This is a genomic window from Chryseobacterium endophyticum (assembly GCF_056333165.1).
On record NZ_JBWGXE010000001.1, the window covers coordinates 296,521 to 308,292 of the forward strand.

At 37.8% G+C, this 11,772-nt stretch carries 13 protein-coding genes; 6 read left to right on the top strand and 7 right to left on the bottom strand.

All coding sequences use genetic code 11. The features are described 5' to 3' along the window. Window positions 1–34: 34 nt before the first annotated feature. Window positions 35–496: a hypothetical protein gene (locus AC0N32_RS01400; RefSeq protein WP_476392095.1), complete on the bottom strand. Its 462-nt coding sequence runs from the start codon at window positions 494–496 to the stop codon at window positions 35–37. A gap of 253 nt (window positions 497–749) precedes the next feature. Between AC0N32_RS01400 and AC0N32_RS01405 the strand changes: the two genes are divergently transcribed. The 4 genes from AC0N32_RS01405 to AC0N32_RS01420 all read left to right on the top strand — a co-directional run bounded on the left by AC0N32_RS01405 (window position 750) and on the right by AC0N32_RS01420 (window position 4,345). Next, window positions 750–2,546 (top strand): DUF885 domain-containing protein, encoded by a 1,797-nt coding sequence (locus AC0N32_RS01405; protein ID WP_476392096.1) that lies wholly within the window; start codon window positions 750–752, stop codon window positions 2,544–2,546. 357 nt (window positions 2,547–2,903) lie between these two features. Next, the gene (locus AC0N32_RS01410) at window positions 2,904–3,293 is read left to right on the top strand and encodes a DUF1398 domain-containing protein (RefSeq protein ID WP_476392097.1); all 390 of its coding nucleotides are present in this window, start codon (window positions 2,904–2,906) and stop codon (window positions 3,291–3,293) included. Window positions 3,294–3,306: 13 nt separating this feature from the next. Next, complete coding sequence (locus tag AC0N32_RS01415) at window positions 3,307–3,903, top strand: hypothetical protein (RefSeq protein WP_476392098.1); 597 nt, start codon at window positions 3,307–3,309, stop codon at window positions 3,901–3,903. Between the two features lies 1 nt (window position 3,904). After that, window positions 3,905–4,345 (top strand): DinB family protein, encoded by a 441-nt coding sequence (locus AC0N32_RS01420; RefSeq protein ID WP_476392099.1) that lies wholly within the window; start codon window positions 3,905–3,907, stop codon window positions 4,343–4,345. Window positions 4,346–4,422: 77 nt separating this feature from the next. On the opposite strand, the gene AC0N32_RS01425 is transcribed toward AC0N32_RS01420, so the two are convergent. Next, window positions 4,423–5,043, bottom strand: coding sequence for an endonuclease III domain-containing protein (locus tag AC0N32_RS01425; RefSeq protein ID WP_476392100.1), 621 nt, complete (start codon window positions 5,041–5,043; stop codon window positions 4,423–4,425). Window positions 5,044–5,075: 32 nt separating this feature from the next. Between AC0N32_RS01425 and bcp the strand changes: the two genes are divergently transcribed. Continuing rightward, complete coding sequence (gene bcp, locus AC0N32_RS01430) at window positions 5,076–5,525, top strand: thioredoxin-dependent thiol peroxidase (RefSeq protein ID WP_476392101.1); 450 nt, start codon at window positions 5,076–5,078, stop codon at window positions 5,523–5,525. Window positions 5,526–5,586: 61 nt separating this feature from the next. Here the strand turns inward: bcp and AC0N32_RS01435 are convergent, their stop codons facing one another. From AC0N32_RS01435 to AC0N32_RS01455, 5 genes are read right to left on the bottom strand one after another with little or no spacing between them, the layout of a single operon-like run. Continuing rightward, complete coding sequence (locus AC0N32_RS01435) at window positions 5,587–6,123, bottom strand: GNAT family N-acetyltransferase (RefSeq protein WP_476392102.1); 537 nt, start codon at window positions 6,121–6,123, stop codon at window positions 5,587–5,589. Continuing rightward, the gene (locus tag AC0N32_RS01440) at window positions 6,092–6,757 is read right to left on the bottom strand and encodes a hypothetical protein (RefSeq protein ID WP_476392103.1); all 666 of its coding nucleotides are present in this window, start codon (window positions 6,755–6,757) and stop codon (window positions 6,092–6,094) included. The genes AC0N32_RS01435 and AC0N32_RS01440 overlap by 32 nt, the downstream gene beginning before the upstream one ends. 32 nt (window positions 6,758–6,789) lie before the next feature. Then, the gene (locus AC0N32_RS01445) at window positions 6,790–7,872 is read right to left on the bottom strand and encodes a mannose-1-phosphate guanylyltransferase (RefSeq protein WP_476392104.1); all 1,083 of its coding nucleotides are present in this window, start codon (window positions 7,870–7,872) and stop codon (window positions 6,790–6,792) included. Between the two features lie 2 nt (window positions 7,873–7,874). Beyond that, entirely contained in the window at window positions 7,875–8,465 is a 591-nt protein-coding gene (locus AC0N32_RS01450; protein WP_476392105.1) for a SprT-like domain-containing protein, read from the bottom strand. Between the two features lies 1 nt (window position 8,466). Next, the gene (locus tag AC0N32_RS01455) at window positions 8,467–9,789 is read right to left on the bottom strand and encodes a TolC family protein (protein WP_476392106.1); all 1,323 of its coding nucleotides are present in this window, start codon (window positions 9,787–9,789) and stop codon (window positions 8,467–8,469) included. 690 nt (window positions 9,790–10,479) lie between these two features. Between AC0N32_RS01455 and AC0N32_RS01460 the strand changes: the two genes are divergently transcribed. Next, window positions 10,480–11,724, top strand: a complete 1,245-nt coding sequence (locus AC0N32_RS01460; RefSeq protein ID WP_476392107.1) for a bifunctional folylpolyglutamate synthase/dihydrofolate synthase — start codon at window positions 10,480–10,482, stop codon at window positions 11,722–11,724. Window positions 11,725–11,772 lie beyond the last annotated feature (48 nt).

Here is an 11,772-nt window from a genome sequence, read left to right on the forward strand (position 1 = left end):
TATACATTCCGGATCAATAAAAACAGATGAGAAATTAATCTTCGTCTACTTCAATTTCATCCTGCTTAAATTCGCACTTGAGCCTGAAAGGAATCGGAGTACCGGAACCTGTGTAGAAATCATCAATGGTTCCTTTCCAAATTACCTGAAGCTCTCCTTCCTCGTTTCTGTCAAACTGAAGCTCATTATCATAGATAAAAGCATCTTCATCATCAAAAAGATCGACTTCTGTGAAGCTTTCTTCGTCAGAATCATTAACGGTAATTGTTTTTCCTTCAATTTCTGCAGATTCGATAGGAAAATCGAAAACTTGAAGTGAAAGCTGAGGAAAATTGTACTGCAGAGAGTCGTCCTCCACATGATCCAGACCGTCATCCGTAATAATCTCAACCTCTAAAAAGTGTTGCTGATTGCTGTAAACTGCTTTACAATAAGTGTTTCGGATATTGTACTTTAGCGTTTCATCCGGATGGTAAATTTTTAAAATCCCTTTCATTATTTCTTAAAAAAGAGCTGTAATACTATGATTGTTAAACGTTTTCAACAAAGATAAAAAATAGATTGAACGTGAAGAATTTTTTGAAAATTATTTTTAACAATTGCTGGATTTAATTGACAGAAAGCTTTTCAACAGTACATATTTCATAATTAAAACCCCTTTCATTTGTGCAAATCTCCGGCGTTTTTTAATTTTAAACCAAAATCAAACGTTTTAATATTTACATTTGCCTTATAAAGAATTCCGCAGAATGAAAATCATTTTATCAAAAAGTATTGTGGGACTCAGCCTTGCCATAAGCCTGGTCTCGTGCAAAAAATCTGATTCTCCGCTAACGAAAGTTACCCCCTCCAATTTAGATTCCATTGCTTCCCATTATTATGAGCAATACCTGAAGCTGTATCCGCTGGATGCTACTTCACAGGGAGATCTCAGGTATAATGATCAGCTGCCGATCAATATTGACAAAGATTTTATATCCGGCGAAGTAGCTTTCTACAAATCGGTACAGGAACAGCTGGAGAATGTGGATTATAAAAACCTTTCGGATGAAGATAAAGTGGTGTATGATGTGTTGGATTTTACGTTAAAAGATAAAGTCCAGGCCTACAACTATCATCCTGAATACATTCCGTTTACCCAGTTTGGCGGGCTTCCGCTAAATTTTCCCCTGTATGGCAGCGGAGAAGGCAGCCAGCCTTTTAACACCGAAAAAGATTACACCGACTGGCTAAGAAGAATGGAAAAATTCCCGGATTGGATGAATGCCGCAGCCGATAACTTCCGTGAAGGCATGAACAGCAAAATGGTTTTGCCTAAAAAGCTCGTCGTAAAAATGATTCCTCAGATGAGGGCCGAGGAAATTACATCGACCGATCTGGAAAAGAATATTTTCTACGGACCCATCAGGAAGTTCCCGAAAGACTTTACCAAAGAGCAGAAAGAACGGTTTTCAAAACTTTATAAAGACGCTATTTTACAGAAGATCATTCCGGCTTACACCAAAATGGGCGATTTCCTGGAAAAAGAATACCTGCCTAAAGCCCGGGACACCGATGGCTACAACAGCCTGCCGAACGGAAAAGAAATATACCAGTTCTATGCAAAAAGCTGGACGACGACCAACAAAACACCTGAAGAGATCAATAAGATCGGGCTTCAGCAGGTGGCCATGCTCCGGGCTGAAATGGAGAAGGTAAAACAGCAGGTCGGCTTTACGGGAACGCTGGAAGAATTTATCAGTTTTGTAAAGACAGACCCGAAAGCCATGCCTTACAAAACGTCGAAAGAGGTGCTGGATGCCTTTAACGGCATTCTGACTAAAATTACCCCTAAGCTGAAAACCATGTTTTCCGTAACCCCGAAAACCAAGTTTGAGATCCGGCAGACCGAAAAATTCAGGGAGGCCAGTGCCAGCGCGGAATACATCCAGGGTACACCCGATGGGAAAAGACCTGGGATTTTCTATGTCCCCCTTCCCGATCCCACGACATTTAATGTTACCTCGGGAATGGAGTCTTTATTCCTTCATGAGGCGATTCCGGGCCACCATTACCAGGTTTCTCTGCAACAGGAAAACACGAAGCTTCCCAAGTTTATGAGATTCGGATGGTTTGGTGCCTATGGTGAGGGCTGGGCCCATTATTGTGAGACGTTAGGCCCTGAATTCGGTTTGTATACGGATCCGTATCAGAAGATGGGTTATTTAAGCGATCAGATGCTGAGAGCCGTAAGGCTGGTGGTAGATACCGGTTTACACACCGGAAGAATGACCCGTGAGGAAGCCATCAAATATTTCCTGAGCAATATTTCTTATGATGAAGCCAGTGCTACCGCAGAAGTTGAGCGCTACATGGCTATGCCCGGTCAGGCCCTCGGATATAAGATCGGATCTTTAAGAATCCGTGAGCTAAGAGATAAATATCAGAAAGAACTGGGAAATAAATTCAGTTTGGCTAAATTCCATGACGAGGTTCTGAGCCAGGGATGTCTTCCTTTAGATGTTCTGAACAGAAAAATGGAGTTGTGGGCGAAAAAGCAGAAATAATGAAAGAAGTTGCTGCTTTTTTAACTGATGCAAAAAGTTTAAATTTCAATCAAATATCCGTTAAAAAAGTAGTAGCTACAGGTTGAGATTTTCTGAATATGCTGATACTTGTAAAAATTAATGCTGATAAACCGTTCAATTTATCTTGATAAATTGGAAGATTTATCTTGATAATTTTTAGGCTCCAGGAAACCGACAGAAGAAAAACAAGAAGAAAAGCCCATGAACAGAGGGTTTGCGAGCATCCGCTTCAATTAACGAAGGGATAGTAAAAAAACAGTCATTTTTATACACTGTTTTTCAGCAAATTTCACTTTCAGGCCAGGCTTTAATTTAAATCAAAATACAAAGAAAAAAATGTTTACCGTAGAACAAATTGATGATGCTCACAGCAAGGTAAAGTCGGGAGCCGATTTTCCGAATTACATTAAAGAAATTAAAAAATTAGGCGTAAAATCTTTTGAAACATGGGTAAAAGACAGCCATACCGAATATTTTGGTGAAAATGGCTACACCACAAAATCAGAACCAAAATATGCCGGCCTTGCGATTGAAAACGAAGTGGATAAAGATAAATTTATCCAGCAGTTGAAAAGTCATCAGAAAGGCGAAACCGATTATATGAAATTCTGCGAAGATTGCGCAGAAACCGGCATCGAGAAGTGGGTTGTCGACCTGGATCGTTTTACCTGTACCTATTATGACAAAGCCGGAAACGAGGTGCTGACGGAAGAAATCCCGCATTAAAAATTATGGACTCTTGCTATATTTTATAATGAAGGGATTCCGTTTTGCTACATACTTCGTTTTGGGAATGTTTTCTATAGAATGTACACCCAAAGAAAAAACACAGACTAATTTTGAAAAGCTCGCTTTAGATGAAAATTTAAGTAATCATCATATTTTTAAAAAGCTTTCGCAAGAGTCCGAGCTGAAATTATTTAATAATGAAAAAATGGAAAGCGCAACACGGACAGCCTATATTATACAGAAAATAAGCTATCCCAAAGGTTTTTATCACACTTCAGAATTATTTCATTTTGAAGATTATAAATGTAGATCAGAATTTAAAAGCGATACTTTATACATCTGGCTAAATAACCATAACGGATATTTCGGCAATGGTATTCTGGCAGAAGTTTTCAATGACTGCTTTCTGATTAAAGATATTAATCCGAAAACATTGAAAGGTGAAATGAATTTTATTAACTCTACCCCTACCCATCAGAAACTCATTCTCAACAGAAATACATTTAAAAAAGATGACAGTATTTATGGATTTATAGAATATACTGCCAAAATCGACTCGCTGGTCACCAAGAATTTTAAAGGATATTTCAGAACAAAAGTTAAATAACATGATACAAAGCTTACAATCTCTTTTCGCCAGAGATCTGAATAAACTAAAAACAGAGATCGAATCTTACCAGGATGAAAGAAACCTGTGGAAAACCGATAAGAACATCTCTAATTCGGCAGGAAACCTTTGCCTGCACCTGGTCGGAAACCTTAATCATTATATTGGTGCAACGCTTGGACATTCCGGCTATTTGAGAATCCGGGATCTTGAATTTTCGTTAAAAGATATTCCGAGAGCCAAATTGATTCAACAGATCGAGAGTACTATAGAAATCGTAAACTCATCACTTGAAAGATTATCTCCAGAAGATCTCCATAAACAATATCCTTCTGAACCTTTAGGCTATGAAATGACGACAGGATATTTCCTGATTCATTTGTTTGGGCATTTGAATTATCATCTGGGGCAGATTAATTACCACCGCAGATTGTTGGACTAGTTTTTTTGACCACCCCGTCAAAAATTCTCTCGAATTTTCGTCACCCCTCCAGAGGAGGGGAATTTATTCCGCTATATTTATTTTTCAAATAACATTTTCGTAATAAAGTCTTTTTCCCCTTTTCCTCTTGCCGGCGAATATTCTCTGCCATAGAAAATAATCTGAAGGTGAAGTTTGTTCCATACCTCTTCCGGCCAGATGGCTTTAGCATCCTTTTCGGTTTCTACGACATTTTTACCGGAAGTCAGCTTCCATTGCGTCATCAGACGATGAATATGGGTATCTATAGGAAAAGCAGGAAACCCGAACCCCTGGCTCATAACGACGGAGGCTGTTTTGTGTCCGACTCCGGGAAGGGCTTCAAGTTCTTCATAGGTTTGCGGTACTACGCCCTGATGTCTTTCGAGGAGAAGTTCTGCCATTCTTTTCAGATTTCGGGCTTTTGTATTGGATAATCCGATTTCCTTGATCAGTTCCCTGATCTCTTCTACTTCCAGCTTTGCCATTTTTTCCGGAGTCCCAGCCACTCTGAACAGCTCAGGAGTTACCTGATTTACTTTCTTATCGGTTGTCTGGGCAGAAAGCGCTACGGCTACCATCAATGTATAAGGATCGGTATGATCCAATGGGATGGGAACTTCAGGATATAATTTTTCCAATTCCGTCTGAATAAGCGCGGCTCTTTGCTTTTTTGTCATGTAACCATTAAATTTGAACAAAATTAATCATTATGTTGAAAGTTGGAGATAAATTGCCTCAATTTGAAGGAACAAATCAGGATGGAGAAACCGTAGCCTCTGAAAAACTGATCGGAAAAAAACTGGTTATTTTCTTTTATCCTCAGGCCAACACACCCACCTGCACGGTGGAAGCCTGTAATCTGAGTGATAATTATTCAAAGCTGGAAAAGGCCGGTTTTCAATTGTTGGGGATTAGTGGCGACTCTGTAAAAAAACAGAAAAATTTCCACAGCAAATTTGCTTTTCCTTATGACATTATTGCGGATGAAAGCCATGAAATCCTTGAAAAATTCGGGGTATGGCAGGAAAAGAAGACGTTCGGAAAAACGTATATGGGAATCGTAAGAACAACCTTTATTTTCGATGAAAAAGGAATCTGTGAAAGAGTGATTGAAAAGGTAACATCTAAAACGGCAGCTGAACAGATTCTGGAAGGATGAGTTATGAAACACGAATGGCACAAATAACTGTTTCATTTGCTATTCGTGAGAATTCAATATTTCAATCTTCTGTTTCATAGTACATCAGCTCTTCCGGATCTCCGGGAATGGTAACGTATTTTTGAAATTTTAACCCCAGCTTTTCAATTAATTTCTGAGAAGAGAAATTTTCTTTGGTTGTGATGGCTGAAATTTTCTGCAGGCCAAAATCTTTCATGCCTACGGATTTTATTTTTAAGGCCGCCTCATAGGCATAGCCTTTACCCTCAAATTCTTCGAGAAGAGAAAAGCCGATATCTACGACATCCAGTCCATCCCTCTCAAAAATGCCGACACCTCCGATTTTGTGATGCCCATCCTTTGTCATGATCAGGTAATTGCCATATCCCAGTTTATCAAACTGTGGAAGAAATCTGTTTTTAATATAGTTTTCAGCGTCTAAAACACTTCTAATGTGGCGGTCTCCGATATATTTAATGAAACTGGGCCTGTTGTAAAGATCCAGGATAAATGCTGCGTCTTCCAGGTTCATGGGACGAAGAATCAGCCGTTCGGTTTCGTAGGAATTATCTGCGTTTTTTTGATTTTTTAGGCTCATCTTTGGGTTCTTCTTTTTTCTCGATTTTCAGGAGTCTCGGGTTATTGGTGCATTTTTTATTGTATAGTTCGATGTATGCTCCGTTGTCTTTTACATTTGAGATCGTCTCCGCAGATTTACCGATGGTTAGGGTAAAATGTTTTTTCTGGTATGGGCATTCCCTGGACGTTAATTTTCCTAAATCAAGGTAGTAATTGGATTTGTCTTCATAATAATTTGCGGCAAGATCTCTGAATTCCTCATCAATGATATAGCCTTCCGTGGCGGCAAAAACGGCGGCATCCTGAATATTATCTACTTTCCCGACGAATTTTCTGAGGCCACTCAGATCTGTAATATATTCCGATTTCCCGGACGAAAAGTCTACGATGTAATAGAATTCATCTTCATCGGCAATTCCGATATTAAAGCCTGCGGACTGGGATTCATAGTCTTTTTTAGCACCGCCTTCTCTCAGAATATTATCCTTACCGTAACTTTTATGGACCAAAATCCAGGAGTCTGTTTTAGTATTAGGGTTTATTTTGGCTAAAATCACCGGAATTCCGGGAAACTGCTTTTTCTCCTGGGCACAAAAAAGCCCACAGATGAATATACAGATGAATATCGTGAATTGATTTCGAAACCTTATCATATTTAAAAGAACGCAGATGCTTCCTGATTATTTTATATGAATTTATCTCCTTTTTTGAAGTTTTTGAGATCCAGTACATAATCCTTTATGAGCTGATCGTGTTCTTTCGGACAGATAAGCAATACTTTATCCGTATCTACAACGATATAGTCTTTTAATGAATCAATGATTACTGCTTTATTGCTATTTTTGATATTGATGATATTGCCTTCCGAATTATACGTTAAGATGTGCTTCTGCTTGGATGCATTTCTGTTTTCGTCTTTATCTGTGTTTTCGTATACTGACGTCCATGTTCCAAGGTCGCTCCATCCCAGATCGGCAGGAATTACATATACATTTTTTGCTTTTTCCAAAATCCCATTGTCTATCGAGATCTTCTGTACTTTAGGATAAATCAGTTCAATACAGCTTTTTTCACTCTCTGCATTGTACTCACAAGCCATAAAATGCTGAGTCATCTCGGGAAGATACATTTCAAAAGCATGATGAATGGACTTTACGTTCCAGATAAAAATTCCGGCGTTCCATAAAAAGTCGCCACTTTCCAGGAAGCTTTTTGCGATTTCCAGAATCGGTTTTTCGGTAAAAGTCTTTACTTTATAATAATCGGAATCGTGTTTATCGACAAACTGAATATATCCGTATCCGGTATCCGGCCTTGTAGGGGTAATACCCAACGTGACCAGATATTCGTTCTCAGACGCAATATCAAAAGCCAGCTCTACCTTTTTAAGGAAAGTTTCTTCTTTTAAAATGAGGTGATCTGCCGGTAATACAATCATGGTGGCATCAGGATCAATTTCGGCAATTTTATTTGCCATATAAAGATTACATGGCGCCGTATTTTTCAGCAGGGGTTCTCCCACAATATTTTCCTGAGGAATTTCCGGCAGCTGCTGATGAGAGAGCTCCACATATTCTGTATTGGTAATGACGAATATATTTTCATCAGGAATGATCTTGCTGATCCGGTCATAAGTCTGTTGGATCATGGTGCGTCCCACTCCGAGAATATCGTGAAACTGCTTCGGAAATTTCTGCGTACTCAAAGGCCAGAATCTACTGCCAATTCCTCCCGCCATAATCACGCAATATCTATTTGATTTTGACATTGTTAAGTGCATTTTTCTACCCTTGCCAAAGGCTTGAAAGAGTACTTTCTTCCTGTAGCCAGGTTCTTACAAAGATAGTTTTTTTTAATAAGACCTTCTAATAAATACTTTTCATTTCGGTAAATAAAGAAATCCCCTTTCCTGAGTTTTTCAATAAAAACAAGACTATCATCCTGTTTTTCAATATGGAAATATTTAACGAGATCCGGACTTGCCATGAAATTGGCCTTCGGAGATTTTGAAAATTTTATAATGATCGGTTTAAGATCTTCTTCGTACACATCAATGCTTTGCAGGAGCATCTGCCGGAATATTTCTTTCCACTCATTCCCATGTGGGGAAATTCTTCTTCCGTACTTTTCAAAGGCGATCAGATGTGCCAACTCATGAGTAAGCACAAAGAAAAAAAGCTGTGGAACCAACGTAGAATTGATGGTAATCTCATGAGACTTATCCGGCAGTTTGCGGTAATCTCCCAGCTTTGAATCTCTGTTTCTTGTGATTTTTATATGAATATAATAATCGGCAAACCAGACTTTTAGGTATTGAAGTGTATGCGGTGGTAAATATTTTTCCAGTGGTTGAATAGACATTCTACAAACTTAGTGGAATTCCTGAATAGAAATTCAACAATTTAAGACTGAAAAGATAGTTATATTTTGCCTGAGCTACCGATCCCTGTGCATTGGCATAGTTGTTCCTTGCGATATTCACATCGTAGATCGTAGACCTTCCCGCTGCATAGCTTTTATCCGCAAAATCGAGAGCAAGCTTGGTACTTTTCTCTGTCTGAACAGCGGATAAATAAATCTCGTAGTTTGCATCCACATCAAACTGCGCTTTCTGAACGTTTTCACGAACAGCCTGCTTTTGTTGTTGCATACTTACTTTGGCAATACTTTCATTCAGTTTTGACTGCTCTACCTGAAGTTTCGTAATTCCTTTATTGAAAATAGGAATATTTAGTGAAAGTCCCACGTTCTGTCCAAACTGATCGCTGTACTGATTAAAAAAAGTTCCCTGTACAACACCTGGCAACTCATTAAATTGCTTATTGTAGAAAGTGTTAAGACCAGCGCTCGCTGTTAATGTAGGCCAGAATGCAGTTTTATTAATCTCAGTCTGCGCTTCGGCAGATCTTATCCTGCTTTCAGCTGCTTTTATCTGCGGTTGGGTTTCGTAAGCCGTTGTTAAAACCTCATCGACAGATTTCAACTGCGGAGCCAGCTGATCCGGTACATTAACATCTTCCACATCAAAATCTTTATATTCCTGAAGCTGAAGTAATTGAGCGAGTGCAAAAAGGCTTCTTCCTACATTAATTTCGGCTGTTTTCAGATTCTGTTTTTCCCTTGCAAGACCTGCTTCTGCTTCAGCTAAAACGGTTTGAGCCGTAGTTCCTACTTCTGTCGTAATTTTTGATCTGTCGTATTGTTTCTGAGCATTTTCAACTGCTGACTGTGAAATTTTTACAATTTCCTTATTCAGTAAAGTTGTCAAATATTGCTGAGCGATCTGAAGAGAAATATCATTTTTAATCGTTTCTATATCGTATTGACTTGCTTCTACATCAAATTCCGTTTTTCTAACGGTTTTTTCAAGTCTTCCGTTGTTGTAAACCAACATATCCGCCCCAAGGCTGACACTGTTATTGAATCTGTCGTTTCTATAACTTCCCGCTCCTAATGATCCCTGCCCGAAGCTCACGCTATTTCCAACATTTGCAGATACGGACGGAAGATAGTTTCTCTTTGCGATTTTCAGATTAAGATCCTGCATTTGTTTCGAATATTCATTTTGGATCACCTGAAGATTATGTTTGGTAGCATAATCTACACATTCTCTCAAAGACCATTTTTTCTGGGCACTGACCGCCAGACAAGATAATCCCAAAATAATAGTCAAAACTTTTTTCATAATCTTAATTTTCCCAATTAGACGAAGCATTTTATTTTTTGTTACATTGATTAAAAAAAATGCTCGTGTTTTTCAAACATTTGTCTGTATGGAATCTTGAAATGGACTTAATTATGACCTGCCGCTATAAGATTTTGCTTATTTATCATCAAAATTTCACATTAATAAAGGCATCTGAGCAATATTCTATTTAAATTGATTAGCGAAATATCTAATAACTGTAGGAGAATATTCCATTATTGAAATCGTTAAAATGAAAATAAATATAAACAGCAATATCTTTTTTGTATTAAAATTTTTACGTCTTTGGAGCATTTCTCTTTTTATTTAATTTAAATATTTTGGTTAATTACATTGATTTCTTGCCTGTCATTTTTAATATCTCGTTTACATTTGAAATTAATAAACTCCTGACTTAAACATGCGTGCTTTATCTCTTTTGCTAAAATAATTCCTGTTTTGCACAAACACAAATTAAAGCTTTTAAAAGTATTTTTCACATACAGAAAGAGTTAATTTTAATCTATATTGATCATTTTACAACATTTTATATCTATATCAAATTAAAAAATTTATCTATTTTTTCAGAAATTATTTTAGTCGATCCTCCGGACACAATCACTCTGCTTGCGATTAAAAAAATTCAATTCAATCCTATAAAATTTTGTTTAGTAAGCTTAATTTTGCATTATGACAACTGCACAATATCAGGAAGCTGTAGAATGGTTATTCGTACAGGCTCCGAATTATCAGATCGACGGACAGAAGGCGTATAAACCAGGATTGGATAATATCCGCAAGCTTTGTGAATTTTTTGGTAATCCACAGGAAAAAATACAGTGTATTCACATCGGTGGCACCAACGGAAAAGGGTCTACGAGCAATATGCTGGCTTCCGTTCTTCAAGAGTCGGGATATAAAGTCGGAATCTATAATTCACCTCATCTCATCGATTTTACGGAACGTATAAAAATTAACGGTAAAAATTGTGATAAAGAATTTGTCTATCATTTTATTCAAAAACTTAAGACCCTTCCTGCAGATATACGTCCTTCTTTTTTTGAATTTACCTCCATCATGGCTTTTGAATATTTCTACCGGCAAAAAGTAGATATAGCCATCATAGAAGTCGGATTGGGCGGCAGATTAGATTCCACCAATATTATCACGCCTTTGGTTTCTGCAATTACGAATGTCCAGCTGGATCACCAGAATATTTTAGGCGATACCATTGAAGAAATTGCCGGCGAAAAGGCCGGAATTGTAAAAGCAAGTATTCCCGTTATCTCAGGAGATGAAAATGAAGTGGTAAAAAATATCATAAAGAAAAAGGCAGAGGAAGAAAATACGGTTTTTATTGATGCCACCACATTAAATACCCACTTAAAATCTGATTTAAAGGGGAATTACCAGTTGAAAAACATCAGAGTTGTTTTAGCATTAATTGATGAATTAAGAAAATTGAAGTTCAATATCAGTAACAATAATATTGAAAACGGACTCCTCCATGTACACCGGAATACAGGATTTATTGGCAGATGGTATGAGTTTTCAGACAGCCCGCTTACAATTTGTGACACAGCCCACAACCAGGCCGGACTGGAACATGTCTTTGCTCAATTAAATTCCATTAAAAAACATAAACATATCATTTTAGGTTTTGTGAATGACAAGAAAATAGATGACGTCATGAAAATTGTTCCGGAAAATGCTGAATTTTATTTTGCAAAACCGTCTATCCAAAGGGGCAGACCACCACAGGAGTATGAAGAACTGTTGAAGGAAGCAAAAATTTCCTATAAAATTTTCAATTCCGTGCAGGAAGCGTATCTCTCTGCAAAAGAGAAATGTACGGAAGATGAAATGATTTTTATCGGCGGCAGTAATTTTGTTGTTGGAGAATTTTTAGAAAAAAATTTGGAGATTTCCGAATAAGTCGTATATTTGCACCACTCTAATCGAGGAAACAACGATAAAGAGGGT

Coding starts and splice junctions, on each gene's coding strand:
- AC0N32_RS01400 (WP_476392095.1), bottom strand. CDS start 496: ATGAAAGGGATTTTAAAAATTTACCATCCGGATGAAACGCTAAAGTAC.
- AC0N32_RS01405 (WP_476392096.1), top strand. CDS start 750: ATGAAAATCATTTTATCAAAAAGTATTGTGGGACTCAGCCTTGCCATA.
- AC0N32_RS01410 (WP_476392097.1), top strand. CDS start 2,904: ATGTTTACCGTAGAACAAATTGATGATGCTCACAGCAAGGTAAAGTCG.
- AC0N32_RS01420 (WP_476392099.1), top strand. CDS start 3,905: ATGATACAAAGCTTACAATCTCTTTTCGCCAGAGATCTGAATAAACTA.
- AC0N32_RS01425 (WP_476392100.1), bottom strand. CDS start 5,043: ATGACAAAAAAGCAAAGAGCCGCGCTTATTCAGACGGAATTGGAAAAA.
- bcp (WP_476392101.1), top strand. CDS start 5,076: ATGTTGAAAGTTGGAGATAAATTGCCTCAATTTGAAGGAACAAATCAG.
- AC0N32_RS01435 (WP_476392102.1), bottom strand. CDS start 6,123: ATGAGCCTAAAAAATCAAAAAAACGCAGATAATTCCTACGAAACCGAA.
- AC0N32_RS01440 (WP_476392103.1), bottom strand. CDS start 6,757: ATGATAAGGTTTCGAAATCAATTCACGATATTCATCTGTATATTCATC.
- AC0N32_RS01445 (WP_476392104.1), bottom strand. CDS start 7,872: ATGTCAAAATCAAATAGATATTGCGTGATTATGGCGGGAGGAATTGGC.
- AC0N32_RS01450 (WP_476392105.1), bottom strand. CDS start 8,465: ATGTCTATTCAACCACTGGAAAAATATTTACCACCGCATACACTTCAA.
- AC0N32_RS01455 (WP_476392106.1), bottom strand. CDS start 9,789: ATGAAAAAAGTTTTGACTATTATTTTGGGATTATCTTGTCTGGCGGTC.
- AC0N32_RS01460 (WP_476392107.1), top strand. CDS start 10,480: ATGACAACTGCACAATATCAGGAAGCTGTAGAATGGTTATTCGTACAG.